Annotated in this window: 13 protein-coding genes; 12 read left to right on the top strand and 1 reads right to left on the bottom strand. The window is 44.9% G+C overall.

Annotated features, from left to right (window positions below; translation table 11 throughout):
- The first annotated feature begins 422 nt into the window (after positions 1-422).
- Entirely contained in the window at positions 423-1,082 is a 660-nt protein-coding gene (locus ACM5QX_RS22390; RefSeq protein WP_414755558.1) for a sigma-70 family RNA polymerase sigma factor, read from the top strand.
- Positions 1,079-1,822 (top strand): DUF3102 domain-containing protein, encoded by a 744-nt coding sequence (locus tag ACM5QX_RS22385; protein ID WP_414755557.1) that lies wholly within the window; start codon positions 1,079-1,081, stop codon positions 1,820-1,822. The genes ACM5QX_RS22390 and ACM5QX_RS22385 overlap by 4 nt, the downstream gene beginning before the upstream one ends.
- Here the strand turns inward: ACM5QX_RS22385 and ACM5QX_RS22380 are convergent.
- A complete protein-coding gene (locus ACM5QX_RS22380; RefSeq protein ID WP_414755556.1) occupies positions 1,819-2,322 on the bottom strand; it encodes a hypothetical protein in 504 nt (167 codons plus the stop codon). The genes ACM5QX_RS22385 and ACM5QX_RS22380 overlap by 4 nt on opposite strands.
- A gap of 69 nt (positions 2,323-2,391) precedes the next feature.
- On the opposite strand from ACM5QX_RS22380, the gene ACM5QX_RS22375 reads away from it, so the two are divergent.
- From ACM5QX_RS22375 to ACM5QX_RS22330, 10 genes are all read left to right on the top strand, one after another.
- Complete coding sequence (locus tag ACM5QX_RS22375) at positions 2,392-3,036, top strand: hypothetical protein (protein WP_414755555.1); 645 nt, start codon at positions 2,392-2,394, stop codon at positions 3,034-3,036.
- Between the two features lie 100 nt (positions 3,037-3,136).
- Positions 3,137-3,727, top strand: coding sequence for a hypothetical protein (locus ACM5QX_RS22370; RefSeq protein ID WP_414755554.1), 591 nt, complete (start codon positions 3,137-3,139; stop codon positions 3,725-3,727).
- A 200-nt stretch (positions 3,728-3,927) separates the two neighbouring features.
- Positions 3,928-4,236 (top strand): hypothetical protein, encoded by a 309-nt coding sequence (locus tag ACM5QX_RS22365; RefSeq protein WP_414755553.1) that lies wholly within the window; start codon positions 3,928-3,930, stop codon positions 4,234-4,236.
- The gene (locus ACM5QX_RS22360) at positions 4,203-4,553 is read left to right on the top strand and encodes a hypothetical protein (RefSeq protein WP_414755552.1); all 351 of its coding nucleotides are present in this window, start codon (positions 4,203-4,205) and stop codon (positions 4,551-4,553) included. Before ACM5QX_RS22365 ends, ACM5QX_RS22360 begins: the two co-directional genes overlap by 34 nt.
- Before the next feature lie 81 nt (positions 4,554-4,634).
- On the top strand, positions 4,635-13,826 hold the full coding sequence (locus tag ACM5QX_RS22355) for a tape measure protein (protein ID WP_414755551.1): 9,192 nt from the start codon (positions 4,635-4,637) through the stop codon (positions 13,824-13,826).
- A 282-nt stretch (positions 13,827-14,108) separates the two neighbouring features.
- Positions 14,109-14,810: a DUF433 domain-containing protein gene (locus tag ACM5QX_RS22350; protein ID WP_414755550.1), complete on the top strand. Its 702-nt coding sequence runs from the start codon at positions 14,109-14,111 to the stop codon at positions 14,808-14,810.
- Positions 14,807-15,235, top strand: coding sequence for a hypothetical protein (locus tag ACM5QX_RS22345; RefSeq protein ID WP_414755549.1), 429 nt, complete (start codon positions 14,807-14,809; stop codon positions 15,233-15,235). The genes ACM5QX_RS22350 and ACM5QX_RS22345 overlap by 4 nt, the downstream gene beginning before the upstream one ends.
- A gap of 49 nt (positions 15,236-15,284) precedes the next feature.
- Positions 15,285-15,704: a hypothetical protein gene (locus ACM5QX_RS22340; RefSeq protein WP_414755548.1), complete on the top strand. Its 420-nt coding sequence runs from the start codon at positions 15,285-15,287 to the stop codon at positions 15,702-15,704.
- On the top strand, positions 15,701-15,919 hold the full coding sequence (locus ACM5QX_RS22335; RefSeq protein WP_414755547.1) for a hypothetical protein: 219 nt from the start codon (positions 15,701-15,703) through the stop codon (positions 15,917-15,919). Before ACM5QX_RS22340 ends, ACM5QX_RS22335 begins: the two co-directional genes overlap by 4 nt.
- Positions 15,920-16,380: 461 nt before the next feature.
- A complete protein-coding gene (locus tag ACM5QX_RS22330) occupies positions 16,381-18,582 on the top strand; it encodes a hypothetical protein (protein ID WP_414755546.1) in 2,202 nt (733 codons plus the stop codon).
- Positions 18,583-18,597: the final 15 nt, after the last annotated feature.

Here is an 18,597-nt window from a genome sequence, read left to right as displayed (position 1 = left end):
AAACACCCTGAATTTATGAGGCAATACGCCGAATCCCTCCCTAGACAAGTCCTAGCACAAGCTGTTTAACGCAACATTTTAGACAATAGGGCGGGGTCAAACCCGCTTTTTTGTTGTAGTGGCAATTCATAGAACATGAAAAATTTTTCATGTTCTCAAATGAGTTTTAATTCCATACTCCAAACCGTCGCTGAAGCTGTCTATGCTTTTTCCAAGCCGTACTCATATTTAAATTTATTCTTACTGCTGTCTGCGTGGGATTCAGTCCGGCTATCAAGCAAAAATATACCTTGATATCTGCGGACATAGACTGTGATTTATTCATTTTTTTCATAAAGAAAATCTTAATTCTCCGTACTCATCCCCATGCGATCGCCTCCTCTTCCTCATTACGGTAATGAGAGGCGAATAGGGTACTAATAATGCTATTGACTAAAATACACCGCCGCAATAATTTGGCGACAGAGAATGAGAAATTAGTTCATAAAGTAGTCCACCGTATGAGCGCTACTTGCAGGGAGCCTTACGAGGATTTATACCAAATTGGTTATCTGGGATTGTTGAAGGCTGCTGCTAGATTTGATCATGAATCTGGTAATGCTTTTAGTAGTTTTGCTATCCCCTACATTCAAGGTGAAATTCAACACTTTCTGCGTGACCAATGGCAAAGTATTAAAATCCCTAGAACTGCATTGGAATTAAAAGCAAAAGTTAGGCGAGTGCAGCGTTCTCTTTCTAACTTAGGTAGAGAAGTGAGTGCGGTTGATGTTGCTGCTGGACTAGGAATTGATGCGGCTCAATGGCAACAAATTGAAGCAATGGATAGTAATATCGCTGTTAGCTTAGATGAATTATTGTTTGAGCCAATGCAAGAAGAAAATGAAGATATCGCGGCTGACGTGGTATTGCGATCGCTTTCACACCTCCAAGATAAGCAGCGTGTATTAGTAGTTGAAAAATTTTTCAACAACTTATCGGAGAAAGATATTGCTAAAAAACAAAATACTTCTCCTCAAGCAGTAAAAGCGACTATTAGAATTGCTTTATCAAAATTACGAATATCCCTCATAGAGGCTGCATGAATTTAATAGAAACTGCTAGCAATATTAATGATTTAATCCAGAAATCTCACCAACTTTATCGAGAAGGTATATCAGCAATTGAAGGCGCGATCGCTACTGATAAAGAAGCAGGATTATTATTAATTAAAGTTAAGGAATCTTTGCCTCATGGTGAATTTACGAAATGGGTGGAAACTAATTGTAAATTTACTGTTCGCCATGCCCAATTCTTAATGAAGATAGCTAAAGAATGGGATAGAATTATTGCGGCTTGGGAGAAGATGAAAAACGAAACGCGTTTCGTTTTTGATAGTCCGTTACCTAGTCTAAGAATGGCTCTAGCACTCGCAGCCACCGAGCCAAAACAAGAAGCGCCACCACCGCCACCAATCACCACATATAAAATTGCTAACCCCCAGCATCCCCAATACGGCGAACAGGTTGAGGAGGTTAAGCAGATAAATAACGGTGACATCATTGTGTGTAAAACACCTACAGGAGAATTCCCTTTTCTTAAGCATGAATTAGCTGCGGCAGTAGAACCACTAAAGGTGGTAGAAACAGAAGTAATTGACGTGGAGATTGAAGATAATAGCGAGAAATTGCGGGAGGCGATCGCGCTTATTATTGAATATCTCCCAGAGACACAATTACAAAATTTACTCGCTCAGGCTGTAACCATTGGCAGAGAGTTCTTACCTGATGAAGCCAAGCAATTAATAGGTCAAGAAATGCTGATTCTAGAGGGTGCGTCAAGTTAAATAATAGTTTTCTGCACAATCCACCCAGCTTCTCTACCTACTTTCTTACTGCGAATGAATATAAAATCGCCACGCTCGTAATTACTCCCCTTTGGTGTAATCCCGGTAATTGAGCGCACAACAGATGTAGGTAGTATCCATCCATTGGTAGCAGCTTTTTCTAATTCCTCGAATTGGTGAAGGGGTGGCAATGAAGGTTGATGCAGCACTATCTTTTCAATCAACATCAACAGCATCTCAACTGTTGGTGTTTGAATTGGTTCTTCCCATTTGTCCAACTTGTCAACTGGCAATACTTCAGGCGATCTAGCAAAGTTTTCAATCGTGCCTCCTGAATTTATATGCTTGTCCAGTTCGTCAAGTACCAGTAAATCGTCTTCGGTTATCTTACCTCGCCTCACGGGTTTGATACTTAAGTCCTTAAGCCTGTCATACACGGCTTGCCGGGATTTCAGTCCATAGCGTTCCAAAAGAGTATGGATTTCAATTAGGTTGTCCATTTTGTCAATTTGAGTGCTAGACAAATTCTCTCATAGTGCGAGAATTGATAGTAGTGCCTGATTGAAATTATGAAACTGCGGCGCAAAAGTAATCGAGATGATAGTATTTGGCGCTTAAGATATGGGAGTCCAACAAAGTACAAGAATCTATGCAAAACCGCACATGAAAAGACTTATAATCTTTGCTGTTGCTGTGTAAAGAGAAAAAGCGTTCACATCCATCATGCTTACTACGGTAACGATGTAATTGGAGAATCCATTTTTCCTGTGTGCATGGATTGCCATTACTTCGCTTGTCATCATAAAGACAATTGGATTAGGAGTTTAGAAAATCCGATTTGGGAGAACAGAAATACAGAGGAATTTACCGAATGTTTACGATTGGGCTACAAAGCGCTAGTCAATAAAACAGCTCCTATCTTTGAGCTATGGAAGCAGGATGAACTTCTTCTTCAGCAGAAAAAACTCCTTTGCGAAAGAGCAGTCAACCTCTTAGGAGAGATAGCGAAATCTACCAAGGCTGTCTATGACATAAAGGCGATCGTATCTAAGCAAGTTATTAACCTAGAGGAGGCATCCACAATTTCTGGGCTATCAAAAAACTTTTTATCTATCAACCTGAAATCAGGTAAATTGCACGGCGAAAAAATAAACAAAGACTGGAAAATTCGCCCAGATGATTTACAAACCTTTGTAGACAAATGCTTTAATTGAGACTGATAGATGCTTCATGCACCATGATAAAAGCAGGCGACTCCGCCTGCTTTTTTATTTTGTGGGTAATTGACTATTGACTATTGGCCACAAAAAGCAAATGCTAAAACTTCCATTTAAAACCCTTCCCCAAGAATTTGAGAAAGTTACTGTTGGTAACGCTCGGATTGGTGAATTATCCATTCCTAAGTACGGCGACCTTAGCCCAAACGAGCGTATCTACATCAAAAACTCTGGACTCGTTGACCTCCGTAAAGCAGCTGTGGATCTCGCCAAGGATATTGCTGCTAAATCGGGATTGAGCGCGATCGCAGTTTACAACGCGCTCACGGCAGGCGACAGTAATACCCTCAAAGAATTTTTGAGTGAGTTTATCGAGTTCCAAGATTTGATGGAGGAGAACGCCGCAAAGCGCAATATTGTACTCGCCACCACCATCATCAAGTTCCGCGTACTTCCTGAGTGGGAGATTGAAAATACTCAAGATGCGGCTCAAATTCCACCTTTATTAGTAGATGCTGTAGCTGAATTTGCTAAATCAGAAGAATCTGGCTGGGTGGAAGAAACTGAAGTAACCGAAACCAGTGAGGAAGGCTTGGGAAACTCAGTGAACCCAGAGAGCCAGACTGGGGAGAAATCTACTGGCGGTGTCGAAGATACTGGCCACAAGAAGAAAGGTTTTGCTCCGTAAGCTTCGGAAACCAGCCAACCTGGATAATTCTGCAAGCTTTACACTACGGCGCAAAACTCCATCGTGAGGATCTACACCTTCAGGAACTAGGAATTGCCACCCTCACCAGTTGTTTTGTCAACTCCAACCGCGACCCCAGGAAAGGCGAACCCGCCAAAGCCAATGACTTCTTCTACTTCGCACCTACCGAAGAAGATGATGTGCGGATTCCCTCAGATGCGGCTAATGCGTTCTTTGCCCTGGCTGACAGTGGTAAACTTCCTGGGTGGTGTGTAGCGATCGCACCTGTGGATAAATTAGTGAAAGCCCGTAATGGTGAACCTAGCAACCCAGTGGTGTGGATTGGTGAAGGTGTGGTGTTGATCAACCCAATGGTAAATGGTAGTGTAGTGCGGTTTCCTTTGGGGTTTGTGGAAGTGAGCGGGGAGATAACCACTACGGGGGGTGTGGTACAAGTGCCGCAGATGGGTGAGGCGTGGCTGCTAGATGGGGAGTTTATACTTGGTTAGAATTGAAAAATATTGTTATGACTAAAAGCCTTGACGAACTCAGACTGGAGTATCACACCTTAGCTCATGCCATGCAATCTGGTGTGGGGATGAAGATGAATTACGAGCCTAGAGAAACAGAGCCTAAGCATTTGCGAGCGGGCGTGAACAGCGCAATGGTGGAAACAAGCGCGATTGCTATCCTGTTAATGGCTAAAGGTATCTTCACAGAAGAAGAGTATTATCAAACATTAGTTCAAGCAATGCAGAACGAGGTTGATCTGTACAAGCAATGGCTGAGTGAACGATTGGGCGGTGTACCAATTCAGCTAGGTTAGAGAACCTGAAAATTTTTTCATGTTCTCCCCTGCTCAATTTTGGGAACGGAAGATTGATGTTATGCGATCGCCCTTCCTCCCATGTCCACAACAGGTTCTGTCACCCTTGAACTAAAACTCAATCGCACTAAGTTTGACCAGGACTTGGGGAAGTTGCAACAGGAGAAAGTCGCACCAATCCCGGTCAAACTGAGGCTGGACACCAAGGATTTTGAACGTCAGATTAAGGGATTGACGGGGTTTCTGCCAGAGTTGGTAATTCCCGTTAAATTAGATACCAATCAACTCAAATCCCAACTCGCTTCAGTTAAGGGATTAGAGGTTAAGGTATCAGTCACGGTTGACAAAAACCTTGTATCTGCACAGTTTGAGGAGATTGGCAAACAGGCTGCTGCTGGCTTCAATAAAGGGTTTGGCGGCGATCCAGGTAAGGCTGCGGCTGATACTCTGATTAAGTCCGTTAAACAGAAATTAGAAATCCAGTCCCCTTCACGGGTATTTTGGGAGATTGGAAAGTACGCCGCCGAGGGGTTAGTTCAGGGATTAGATTCTGTCAGTGAATCGCAGATAAAGAAGGTCACTACAAGAATTGAGGGTTACTTTAAAAGCACCAAGATTAAAGTGGGGCTAGAGTTTGAAACCCCTGTACCACCGAAGTTAGATAAATTCAAATCCTCAATTTCATTTGATGGCGATATCACCAAAAATATCACCTCTTCTATTGAACAGGGATTTAAGTCTGTTAAGCCCCAGAAAAATATCTTTGGTTCACTGACTGGGTTGATTCTCTCCCCAGTGCAGCAGGCATTGCAAGGTGTGCTTCTGGGAATTGGTACACCCATTGGTACGCAGTTAGGGCAAGGGATTGCTAAGGGTGTGCAATCATCGCTTGGCAGCAGTATTGGCTCACTTGAACTCATCGCTCAACGCGCCACAGAAAAGTCAATCGCCGGGATACCCAAGGCACAGCAGGCACTAGTTGAAACCATTAAAGCCAACCCAATTGGCAGTGTGGTTGTTAAGCAACTGGAAAGTCTGCAACGAGTTCTTGAAAGATTTTCCATAAACCTTTCGCCACAGGCTGCTGTTAAAAGTTTGGTGAGTGAACAGGATGTGGCGATCGCCTCTTCTGCTGCTTCCCTAGAATCCCAGCAAGGTGAATTCAAGACCCGCAAAAAAGCTAAAGCAGGTGCTATTGCTGATTTTGTCAACATCGTTGGTCAACGAGATGCGGTTGATCAAGTTTCAAAGCAGTTGGGTGACGCTCAAGCTAGGGCATCCGCATCACTCAAGAAAATTAATGAACTACAAGCCAAGATTGCATCGGGTAAAGGAACACGCGAGGACACCCAAAAACTAGCGCAAGCATCGGCAGCATTAGAGCAAACAAGTTCAGAAATCACCAGTCTCAGGGATACCAAGAAGGCTTACGAGGAAAAGCTCAAGAATCAAATTCGGCTACTGGCTTCCCTTGGCATTGAAGGCGATTTAACTGCTGATGCTGTTAAAAATCTTGATTTAACATCAACACTAGAGTCTTTACTGGAATCTCAAAAGGCGATCCAGCAAGCGAGGGGAGGCATTAAAACCAAAGCTAAAACCCCAGAAAGTATTCGAGGGAAAAAGCTAGAGAGACTTCAAACTAATGCCGACACTGCGACTAAAAATTTACAAGCAGAACTTGCCAAACCTGATGCCAGTGTTGAGAATATTCAAAAATTACAAAAGACGGCGACGGCGACGGCTAAGGCTCTAGACCTCTACAAAATAGAGATCGCCAATCCAGAAAAGGATATTGAAAAAACCACCAAACGACTCAAAGCGCTCAACGACGATTTGGCGGCGACTTTGGAGCAATTGCAGACAAAGCTATCAAGTGGCTTGGTGGCTGCGATTGAGAGCGCTACTAGAGAGATAGTTAATGTCGGCAACCTCAGCCAAATACCTCAGCCAAAACCAACTAAAGGACAGTTGGCTATTGAAAGGCAGGCATTGGCATCTGAAGCTGAAGCTAAAAAAGCAGCGCAATTGCAGCAGGTAAAACAGTTAAAGGCGCAACAAGCAAATAACCTGCCTAAACTATACGTTGATGCAGTACAGTCGGTTTCACAGTTAGTAACAGGACAGAAATTAGCGCCTGAACTTATCCCCAACATCGTGCCATCCAATGAAGTTGAAGGCAGGGGAGACTACAACGCTCAAAGAAATACTTATAGAATCCGCCCTGATTTGTACCAGCAAATCCAGACAGGGGACATCGACCAAGTAAGCGATGAAGTTATTGGCAATATTGTTCACGAGATATTTCACGCTTTTCAGCATGGATTTGGTAGAGCGATCGCTGACCAAACCGGGCAACTAGCGGCTGACATCACCCCCACACCAGAAGAACTTTTAAAACTGGGGGACAAGATCGAATCATCCGTGGCAGTGCAACCAGATGATCGCAAACCCCTAAGCCGGAAGTTGGAAACGGGGGCAAATGTATTTCAATTGCGAAATACAGAGAAAGTGCGCGAAGAATTGAAGCGCGCTCAACTCAAAGATAAAGCATTGTCCTTGGGCGGTGTTGCTGGTTCCAAAATCGGACTAACCGATGTCAATTTACTCATTGACAATATTGCTGCATTTATCAAAGAAGCTGGCAACTTAGGTGTTGATATCACCAAGCAAAGAACCAAATATATTGGACTGGTTAAAGATATTCGCGCTCAAGCCGATGCGGTAGGCGCTAAATCAGCCAATCTCGATAATTTGCCGACTATTGAAATAGAAGAGATAGTCAAGCAATACCAAGAAATTTTACAAACTATTGAAGATGCCAAGACTGAGGTTGCAAGCCTTACTGGGTCACTACCAGAAACCAAATCCTTCCAAGAAGAACTGGTAATTCAAAACCAAAAGCCCCAGTTAGTTAGAGCGGCCAAAGAGTTGGGTGTTAAGGGGGTGGGTGGTAAAAATAAAGAAGAAATTGCTTCCGCTATCGTCGCCTCCGGTGCTTCACCGCAAGCGATTAAGTCTAAGCTTCCACTACCTACAGTCCCTACCGAGAAAATTCTTGCCGAGGCTCAGAAATTACTCCAGCTACCATCTCAAGAACTAGAGAAATCAACTAAGTACGCTGTCAATAATTTTGGGTTGAAGTTGAAGGCGATCGCCAAAAACCCAGACGATAAAAGCAAGCTTCAAGAATTGCAAAATCTACTTGCACAGATTGATGAGCTAGAAAAAACCTACATCGCGGTCAAGGTTAAATCCCTGGATGAATCTGTACGCAATACCCTACAAGGTAGGATTCTGGGGCTACAAAAACAGCGAGTGGCGGCAACATATCAGTTAAAGCCACTGGTAGGGCAAAACTCTACTCAGGTAACGGCAACCAAAACCACTCAAAGCATCAGAGACGCAGAAGTATCCAGTGAGAGGAAAAATCTTTTTGATTTATTTAGGGCTGGGCGCAATGACCCATCCGCACAAGCTAAGCGGATTCAGGAAGAATCTAAACGAGCTACAGAAAATTTTCAGAAAATCTTTGCAGAGGTGGCGAGGCTTTCAGGGATAGATCCTCAATCAGTGAAAGCACCTAGTGTTGCCTTCCTTGATATGCCTGGCGCTGCTGGCAATTACGATTCTAGACGTAACCGTGTCGCTCTTTCCAAGAAAACTGGTAAGAGATTAGCGGCAGGCAATCCCACGCTGGATGATATAGATACAATCGCTCACGAAATTCGCCACGCAGTTCAATCTAATTTTGGTGAATTTAGCCTTGCAGATGGAGGTGGCGCGGTTGCCATTCCTTTGATGTCTGCGAAGAATAAAAAAACTCAGCAAGCTGCGATGGATTCTGTGCAATTGTACAGAAAGCAATACAGGCAAGCCACAGGACAAGAGCCTTCGTCTCAAAATTTAAAAGCTGTCCGTGATCTAGAGGTTGACGCGGTTGCATTTGCGGCTGAAGTTGCCAAAGCAATTCAGAAAAATATCAAGGCTATCCTCAAAGGTGCAGCTACACCAAAGCCGGAAATAGCAATTCCATCTCCTCAAGCTAGGCGATCTGAGATAGTCCCACCACCCCTGCCGCCATATAAACCCAATGCTGGCAAGAAGCCATTACCAGTCCCGCCAGTCCCGCCACCCCTGCCGCCATATAAACCCAATGCGGCTAAGAAGGCGCTATCACTCTACAAAGTAGATGAATCTGAAATAGTCCCACCACCCCTGCCGCCATATAAACCCAATGCTGGCAAAGGCGAAAAATCCACGGCTCTTGTTCCTTATGAACCCAAGCTGCCAGTCCCTCTACCATTGGCAACCAACCCACAAGAGGTAAGAGCGCTCGTCCCTTACGAATCCAAGTTACCAGCGATATTATCTACACCCAAGAATGGAATAATCCCACCACCGCTACCACCCTACAAACCCAATGCTGGCAAGAAACCATTGCCAGTCCCACCACCGCTACCACCCTACAAACCAGGTGCAGCCAGCAAAATCAAAGAGCTTGCTGATAAAGTTTTTGATGCTGGTGAACTACTGAAGATTGTTGCAGATATCCAAAACGACCAGACTAAATCCTTAGAGCAGAAGCTCAGGGAGTATGACCAAATCATCCAGATATATGATGATTTACGAGCAGAACAGGAGAAGCAAAACCAGCAATTAGATGATAAATTCTCCCCTGACAAAGTAGATCAGCAGCGCGAAACCGTAAAACAAAGGGCTAAACTTTCCGCCACGCTTGAGCGCAAGTATGGAATGGAAGGACTTGCACCGGAACTTGTGCCGGGCGCTATCCCAGAATTGCAGCAAAATCAATCGGGTGAGGGGATAATTGCTGGCATTAAAAATATCTTCAAATCCTTTGACCAAAGTATCAACAAACGCATCAAAAAACGTGCAGCTACTTTGGCGTTGGAGGTGGAAAGCGCGATCGCCCCCAGCTTGGAGACTGCGGCTATTGGTGCGAAGGCGGAAGGTAGAACGGCAGACGAGAAGCAATTTAATAAATTAGCGAGGCAGGCACGGGCAGCTACCAAGGGGATTGGTAATTTACTGGGCAAAAACGGCGAACTTACCGATAAGGAAGCGAAACGATTATTTGCTCTCACCGAACAACTTGAGAAGATTTACGAGGCAATTGGCAGGCCCTTACCCAGCGAGGGGTTTGTAGAATCTTTTGGGGTGGAGATATCCCGCCTAACTAAGAATTTGGGCGGACTCCTCAAGGGTGCGATCGCCTTCACCGCTACTTCCTTTCTGCAAAACTTTTTCCGTGATTTAGCAAAGCAATCATTCCTCGCATTTGTAGAACTAAATCGTCTCAAAACGACTCTTAATTTTGCCTCTGGGGGTTCGATTGGTGGCGCTCAGAATCTGGCTTTTGTCAGGAAGACAGTTGAGGATTTAAAAATTCCCCTCAAGGCTTCAGTCGAAGGGTTTACAAAATTACAGAGTGCAGCACGCGGATCAAATCTGTCAGGAAAAAATATTCGTGAATTATTTTTAGGATTGTCTCAAGCCAGTACAGTTTTAAGTTTATCCGCAGATCAAACAGAAGGGATTACAACAGCTTTAAGTCAGTCAATTTCCAAAGGCAAATTGCTTGCGGAAGAGCAAAATCAGTTAGCAGAGCGCATCCCAGGTATTTTTGGGATTATGGCTAGGGCTGCGGGTGTAACTGAGGCAGAATTTACAAGGCTCAGGGATACTGGGCAGATAATTACTCAAGATTTCTTACCCAAATTCGCCAAGCAATTGCAAGCTGAATTTGGGGATGCGGCTAAAGATGCGGCGGGTAACGCCCAATCTGCGATATTCGACCTAGAAAACTCTTTCACCAGCCTGCAACAAGGGATTGGTGAGGGCATTTCTCCGGCGGCTGTAGTTGGGCTGAATGGTTTATCGGCAATTCTCAAAGGTGTAGCGGCGGTATCTAAAGAATTGGGATTTATTTTGTTGGGTGTGACTGCGGCTTTGTCAGTCAAGATGGTCGTAGCGTTGCAAGCGGTCATTGCTCAACTCATTGCCACCAAGTTGGCAACAGGGACATTGAGTGGTGGTTTTGCATCCTTGGCTCAGACTGTTAATAACTCCTTCTCGGCTAAGTTGGCGGTTGGCATTTTTGCAGTGCTGGAAGTTGTCAATTTACTAAATCAAGCTGTTAACACTGAACTGGTAGGCAGTTTCGAGAAAGCCTCAAAAGCTGCCCAACGTGCGGCTGAGGAATCAAGGAAGGCATTTGAGGGAGTCCCAAAAAGTACCAATGCAGGAGGAGCGCCGGAATCTTCTAGCGGTGTGGGCAGGTTCTTAGATAAATATCTAATTGGTTTCCTAAATACTGATGTTGGCCCTATCAAGGGCGGTATTAATCCTTTTAGTGATGAGAAATTAAAAACTTACGGGGAGTTAGAGCGCGATCGCATCGCTCAAAATACCAGTAGCATCAGCCAGTCAAATGATGCTTTTCTCAGTAGTGCTAGATTAAGACTCGCGCAAGTCAGGAGCCGCACCGGAGAAGTAGGGCAATTACCAGCCATAGATTCAGCCTTGAGAGACGCAGAACAGCAGCGCCAAATCTTGCAGGCTGATATCAAGCGCAACTTTACTGATAAAGGTTTGGCTATTCCAGCAGATGCTAGAAATAGGCTGGAGGCGCAAAATTTACGGATAAATGATTTCAATAATCAACGCGCTGAAATATCTAAACCCTTCACCCTTGATATCTCTCGCGCCGATCGCCAAATCAATGATCTTAGATCCCAGATTGAAGCTCTCAATTCGCCTGAAGGTATTGCCGCCGTTGGTGGAGATGTTGCCGCCGCCAAGTTAACTGAGGAATTAAAAGCATCCCTGGAAAGGCTGAAAAACTTTAAAAATGAAGCTGAAACTACTCTTGCCTCACTGCGGATTGACCCTGTACTAGCCTTTACCCAGGCTTTGCGGGGATTAAATTTGGCTTTGGCTGAATCGACCGAGAAAAATGACCAGGCTTTCAACAGTGAACGGGAAGCGATCGCCACCAGTCAAATTACAGGATTTTCCACCAACAAACTCAACACCCGTAATGCTGCACTGCAAAACGCCATAGCAGAACGGGATAGAAATAGAAATAACGTTATTGCCCAAGAAAAAGCAGTTGCCCAGCAAGATGCAGCAATTAACTCTCCTGAGTTTCAAACTACCTTAAGAAGATTGGGTGTAGCTCCTGATTCTTCAGTGGCTAAGATTGATGACGTATTGAAGAATACTCAAGATGAAGCAGATAAGGGGATACTTGAAAGGCTCAAAACAGCTAGGGAACAGCGCAACAGGTTAGCTGAATCCCGCACTGGGTTGGCTGATTCTCAAGTCAAAGTACGGCAGCAAGTCCAAGATAATGCACTATTCGACATTGAAGATAGAGCAGCTAATGTCCGCGCTAAAATTCAGTCTTCAGAAAACCAGAAAATTGCAGCCGCGCGAAACGCCCAAAACACGCGCATCATTACTGAAGAGATGGCGGCCGAAAAGATTGCTGGCATTCAGCTACTATCGGCCGAGCGTCAGAAAAAGACGGTTGATGCTCAGTTATTGGTGTTGCGTGAATATTACGCTCAAGGCAAGATTAGTGCTGAAGAATTTGCCAAGCGTGAGCGGGAGTTAGGAGTTGAGCAAACCAACTTTGAGAAGCAGCAAGCAGAGGCGAGGTTAGCAGCAAGACAAGCCACTGTACAGCGCAGGCTTAGAGATATTGAGTTTGCTAATCGCAAGGCAGAGAATGCGATCGCCATCACTCAAACTGATTCCACCCGCCAAGCCAAAGAAAGCTTACTGACTGGGGGATTGACTCAACAGGGTCAGGATAATTTCGCTATTGAGCAGAACAAGGCTGAAGTCAAAGCCGCAAGCGATCGCGTTAAACTCTTGCGAAACCAACTCACCCAAACCAAGAAACTGCGTGAAGATGGTTTACTCAATGCGCGTGAAGCTTCTGAGAAGGAAGGACAACTACAACAGCAACTAGCTCAAGCGAATTTGCAGTTAGTGGATTTGAAGATTTCTGCTGAGGAGAAATACCGCGAAATCGTTGAGCGCGGACTACAAAGGATATTGCGACTTGAGGATACCAGGACTCGGAACCTCGTTTCACAACTAGAATCCCAAAAAGCTGGGCTTGACCTTTACAATCAAAGCCTTGACCGCACCAACAGACTAGAAGAATCCCGCTTTAATTTAACCAAAGCGCAATCAAACCTTAGTATCACTCGCCTAGAAAACCAGCGAGGTGAAGCGAACGACGCTCTGGGACTTGTTGACAAACTCAAAGACAAAAACCTCAACCCCAGAACTAGGGCAGCTATCAAGGCTCAGTTGGGTGAATTAGGTTTTGCTTCCACTGGGCTTACTGTTACACCCGCCACTGTTACTAGGGCAAGTGGTGGCACAAGCCCGGCAGAACTTGAACTGAAAATCAAGCAACAAATAGCCCGAATTGAAGAAGATATTGCCGCCAAGAAGCAAAAAGCTTTGGAACTTGAGCAGGAATTTGCTCGTAAATCCTTAGAGAGTGACCTTAAGCGCCAGAAGATTGCGGCGGAAACTGCTGTATTTGATGCTCAAAGCGCCCAACTTACAGCCGCTAAATCCAAACTTGAGGCTGAAGCAGCATTACGCCTAGCGGTTATCAAAAAAGACCCAGAAGCGATCGCCATTGCTAAAACTGGTATTGATATTGCTAACCGTGAAGTGGAACTGAGCGATAGAAGGCTTGACAATGCCCTCAAGAATTTGGGCATCCAAGATGAACTTACTCAAAATGCCACCCAAGCGCAACTTGCCTCCCAACAAGCAGCAACCGAACAACTACGGGGGGAAAGCAATCAACGCCGTCGCCAAACTGGGATTAGCTTAATTGAAAGTGGGGGCAATCCTCGCAATCTGCCTCCTACTCAAAGTAGCCAATCCCCAGACCTTCAATTACCCAAACGCATTGACATTAACCAACTCCCAGAACTCAATCTCAAGAAGGGTGAAAATTTATTTGATGGTTACATGAGGTATAGGGACACCACGGCACAGCAAGCAGAAGCCGCCAAAGTTAAGCCCACGGATACCACTAACCAATTTGCTAGCGCGCTTAAGGTGGCGAATCAAGAGGTAGTGCAACGACTAGATAAACTCATTGACTCGCTGTCCCGCCCAAACCTGACAGTCCAGACACCCAACCCTGTAGACGATGCGGCTAAAATCTTGAGCGATATGCAGCGCGGTCAGATGATGTCAGCCGGAATCTGAGAACATGAAAAATTTTTCAGGAGGTTTAAAAAAGTCACTTTTGACTTGTCTTGAGTCAACTGAATCGTTAATAGACTAGAGTCATAGTGCCATTACACTAGCTCCATCGCCGTACCACAGTGGCACTATGGTTGGCATACTATGGTGACATAGTAGAACTATAATAGTGATATTATTCGATATAGCTGGCGATAAAATTCGGCTTCATGCCGTGTGATTGAAGAGTTTCAGCTTAAACATCCTATATCCCCTGCAATTTTAATAAGGTCGAAAGATTTCCCTATGATCGAGCTTTATGGAGGAACAGATCCAAGAGATATTCCCACATACTCTATCAGGGATGCTGCTCGTTACTTACGAATTCCAGTAGCCACGATTAGAGCTTGGACGGTCGGAAGACGTTACCCAATATCGAATGGTTCTAATTTTTCTAAACCACTGATTCCAATCCATAACCGCAAACCACGGCTTCTTTCATTTACCAATTTAGTAGAAGTTCACGTTTTAAGAGCTATTCGCAAGCATCACAAAATCGATTTACGTAAGGTGCGAGATGCTCTGGATTTCATTGACGAGGAGTTCCAAACTTCTCATCCCTTAGCTCGTGAGCGTTTTCTTACCGATGGTGTTGACTTGTTCATTGAGAAATACGGCTCTTTGATCAATGCCTCGAAGAATGAACAGACAGAACTCAAGGACGCTTTTAATGCTCACCTCGAAAGAATTGAGCCAGATGATACTGGACTAGCAATCAAGCTTTATCCGTTTACTCGTTCCCAGGAAGAAGATAATCCTCGCTTCGTCGTTGTAGATCCGCGAATTGCCTTTGGTCGGCTTGCTATTGTTGGGACAGGAATTTCTACCCGTGTATTGGCAGAGCGTTATCAGGCTGGTGAATCAATTGAGTCCCTTGCTTACGATTATGACTGCGATCGCCTTATGATTGAAGAAGCTATCCGGTGTGAACTGCCTGCTGTTGCATGACCCAACCTCAATCCATCACTTTTTTCATAGATAGATGTCTAGGCAATAAATGTATTGTAGAAAAGCTCAGGAGTGCAGGACTTACTATCGAGATTCATGACGAACACTTTGCTAAAGATGCTCAAGATGTAGACTGGCTCCCAGAGGTTGGCAAGAGGGGATGGGTTGTTCTCACTAAAGACGGTAAGATTAGCAATAACTGTTTGGAAAGAATTGCTGTTGCACGCGCCGAAATCAAGATGTTTACCTTTGCTTCTCAAAGCTTATCAGGTGAGGAAATGGCGGAAATTTTACTAAAAGTGATTGTCAAAATGCAAGGCTTTGTTCGCAAACATCCCGCTCCATTTATTGCCAAAATCTACCGTGATGGAAAAATTTCCATGTGGAAAGACAGCGAGACATTAACAAAAGAATTAGAGCAGTAGTTCATCACTATGCGGGAATGCCATCTGAGAAGTTACGCGCGATCGCCCCATGACCAGCCGCTATCTACAACTCAGTATTTCCGGCACAACTGTACAACTCAGGAAGTTCGCGGAATACAACCGCGCCATAGCCGACACCGGACAAACAGAATACTCAATTGCTGGCACTCCCCTTGATTCTGGCCCAGCCTACGAACCCAAGCGGATATGGACGGTGAGTGCAATGGCGACTATGGCACAGTGGCAAGACTTGATGCGGATATTTGCCGAGTGCGATCGCCTCCGTCGTGACAATGGCAACTACCGGATTGCTTTGGAAGATAGGATTGAGCAGGTTGTCAGCAATACTGGGGTTGCATCGTGGGGAAGTTTTTATGTCAGGATGTTTGAGCCGCGATCGCAGCATCAAAGGAATCAGTTGTATCCGTATATCATTAGTTTTGTCTTAAGGGAGTTAGATAGCCCATGAAAATTAATTGTACTGATTTGTCTTCTGATAGCGGAACACCTTGGTTCGTGTGCCATTTGAACTCTACACACTTCCGCAAAGAGGCAAGCAAAGGTAGGTACACAGTGACGCGTAGATATGTTGTTACATACACTGCTTACGGAACATCTTTGTTAAAAGCCAAGGCAGGGGTTATCATTAAAGCCTTTTTTGGTAAGCCAGATAAAAATGATTAATCGGAACTTACGCTCACGCGATCGCAGTTCCAGCGAAATGTTTTGTACCCATACATCATTAACTTTGTCCTGAGAGAATTAGATAATCCTTAATTATGTTCACCATGCACGAAGAAATCGAACTGGTATCCCGACTGTCTGGCTTAGTCTTTTCGATGTTCCTTGATAGAATTGTTTTCATTAATTCTCAAATACCAGAAGAAATTAGAGATCCAAGAATATCGTATTTTCCTCAGCTTACCGGATGGGTAGTCAGGTTATCTTGGCTGGGAACAAGTAAAATTCTTTCTCATCAAAGAGAGTTCAATGTGTCTGAGTTAAAGGCTTTGAACAATATCCTGGATACCGTGGCCGGATCAATCGTAGTGCAGGCACTTTCTGAATATCCAAGTCCTAAGTACACACAAACCACCTCACGGTAAATATTGGGTATTGGGGATTAGACAGACCCCACTACACCCATGACCGCTAACCAATCAGCCAGACTAACTACTATTACCATCGGCGGCAAGAACTTTACACCTTGCCTCAAATCATTTCAAGGCAGTGACAACCACCTTGACCAGTCTGGCTTGATTAGCTTTACAGGTGAAGTGTTGCTGGGTAAGGCGCTGGGTTTCACCACCTCCCTAGACGATCGCGCCAACATCACCGACTTTTGTAGAGGTAATGCCGTAATTATCACGGTGGGCGGGGAGAGACACCCAAGGGGAGCGCTCAGGGTGATGGGGTCTAGATATGATAGCGATCGCCAAGAGTTATCCGTACAGGTAGGCGATTTGATAGCCTTGCTCAATTTCAAGGAACCGACAAATCCTGATGATACAGGGATTGAGGCGGGAGTTGATAAAGCGATCGCTGACATCATCACCAACTTACTAGCGAAAGCTGGGATTGATGCAGTGGCAGGGGATTTGCCTGATGGCAGTATTAATTACCCCATAAATCTTTCAGGCTCCTACCTGCAATCAGTGGGGAAAATTCTCTATTCTTATGGCTGCTTTGCCTGGATTGACAAAAATGAAAGTTTCCGTGTGGAAAAGATTAATTTTAGTGCTAGTGGCGGGGTGAGTATCAAAGTTGGTAGGGATGAAATCTGGTATCGGCGATTAACCGGGAGTGAGCAGCCGTGTAGCATCATCAAAGCTGTGGGGAGTGGTAAAATTCTGCGTCCTTACCCAAAAACACGGCAGGATTATTCAGAGACTTACGGTATTGCGTCAACGGTTGACCCAACGCTTGACAATTTTCGGATATTAACTGAGACAAGCGAAAGATATGAAACCTGGGACGAAGATAAAAATATCCTCACTATCACCACTTACACCAAAAAGCCGATGGGTTTGGTTGTTCCAAGTGATGTAATAGAAGCGGTTTTTAGCTTCACCTCCAACAAAACCGCGCTAATTGACTATGAATATAAAATTGAATATTTTTACTACGAGCAAGACTCGGAATGTAAGCTCAAGCGCAAGCAAGAACAGATTTACAGGAACCTGGGCAATCTCTACCGTGAGGTGATTTTGAGTGCAAGTAGCCCTAGTAGCTACAACGGCGTAGTTTTGAAATTAGGGCCAGAACAAGAGATATTTACAGATTACGAATACAACCCCAAGGGCGTGATTACCAAAGTCACCACCACAACCAATGAACATATTTTGTCAGTCCTCAACGACTCTGGTGAGGACTGGGGGGAGTGGGGGAGTTTAGATTTCTTTGTCACTTCTGCAATAAAAACTGAGGAGTGGGAGCAAATTAAAAAGGGGACTCCAGGGACTTGGAGTTACAAAATTTCCAGTCAGCAAGCGTTGGTGAGGGTCAAGGCTGATACCGCCTCCCCTGGCCCCAACGGGAATAAAACTGCGCTTGTAGATGACGGGACAGGGAAGTATCAAACCTCAAACTCTGGGCAATTAACACCGCCTGCGCCGGAACGCTGTCCAGTGAAATTTACAATTGATGAAATAAATATTGAAGATAGTACTAAATTCACCGACCCTTGTGAAAGCGACTTCAAGCCCAGGGAACGGACTTACAGCGTGGAAGTGTGCGCCCAAGCTAGGATTGATGCGGATGATGGCAATACTTTCGTTGTGGGTGATGAGCCAGGAACGGCATTACTCAAAGCAGTAGCGTCCCGTGAAGGCAAGCTATTGTTTGGCAGATACAAAGGACAGGAGATAGCCACACCTTTATATAGTGGCTGGTTCAACTACAAGCCACTCATGGGGATTAGTGCAGCCGAGCCGGATGGAGGGGTGCAGAGTTATTTAGTAGATGGCGCATCCTGGGTAATTGGCACAACCAAAGCGCTCGTATCCTGTGATGGGATTTGGACTGGTAACAATTCTGGTGCTTCAGTTGCCGTGAACCCAAGTACAGGAGAAACCATCATCACCGGTGGCACATTGATTTTCCCCTACCAAGAAATTGCAGAATTTTCCCTTGGTTTAGGTGTGGGAATTGGTTGTACTGGATACCCGTATTTATTGGAAGTGGTGGAGGCGATCGCACCTCTGGCATTAGGTTTGGGCATCACTTGCACTGGTGGATTTTCTGCACCTTTGGGATTGGGTATGGGGTTAGAGGCGAATGGGACTGAAATCACTAGTTCCGGCTGGGACAATGTTGACTGGGATAGCGTTGACTGGGATACACTGTGATAGTGTTTTAAATTG

The sequence above is a fragment of the Anabaena sp. CCY 9910 genome (assembly GCF_963920875.1).
Classification (GTDB): Bacteria; Cyanobacteriota; Cyanobacteriia; order Cyanobacteriales; family Nostocaceae; genus Trichormus; species Trichormus variabilis.
The sequence above is the reverse complement of the archived record's forward strand: the minus strand, read 5'-3'. Positions and strand labels throughout refer to the sequence as shown.

Excerpts from the sequence above, each read along its gene's own strand:
- ACM5QX_RS22340 (WP_414755548.1), top strand. The coding sequence starts at position 15,285 with ATGACCAGCCGCTATCTACAACTCAGTATTTCCGGCACAACTGTACAA.
- ACM5QX_RS22350 (WP_414755550.1), top strand. The coding sequence starts at position 14,109 with ATGATCGAGCTTTATGGAGGAACAGATCCAAGAGATATTCCCACATAC.
- ACM5QX_RS22330 (WP_414755546.1), top strand. The coding sequence starts at position 16,381 with ATGACCGCTAACCAATCAGCCAGACTAACTACTATTACCATCGGCGGC.
- ACM5QX_RS22375 (WP_414755555.1), top strand. The coding sequence starts at position 2,392 with ATGAAACTGCGGCGCAAAAGTAATCGAGATGATAGTATTTGGCGCTTA.
- ACM5QX_RS22355 (WP_414755551.1), top strand. The coding sequence starts at position 4,635 with ATGTCCACAACAGGTTCTGTCACCCTTGAACTAAAACTCAATCGCACT.
- ACM5QX_RS22370 (WP_414755554.1), top strand. The coding sequence starts at position 3,137 with ATGCTAAAACTTCCATTTAAAACCCTTCCCCAAGAATTTGAGAAAGTT.
- ACM5QX_RS22385 (WP_414755557.1), top strand. The coding sequence starts at position 1,079 with ATGAATTTAATAGAAACTGCTAGCAATATTAATGATTTAATCCAGAAA.
- ACM5QX_RS22380 (WP_414755556.1), bottom strand. The coding sequence starts at position 2,322 with ATGGACAACCTAATTGAAATCCATACTCTTTTGGAACGCTATGGACTG.
- ACM5QX_RS22335 (WP_414755547.1), top strand. The coding sequence starts at position 15,701 with ATGAAAATTAATTGTACTGATTTGTCTTCTGATAGCGGAACACCTTGG.
- ACM5QX_RS22345 (WP_414755549.1), top strand. The coding sequence starts at position 14,807 with ATGACCCAACCTCAATCCATCACTTTTTTCATAGATAGATGTCTAGGC.
- ACM5QX_RS22390 (WP_414755558.1), top strand. The coding sequence starts at position 423 with ATGCTATTGACTAAAATACACCGCCGCAATAATTTGGCGACAGAGAAT.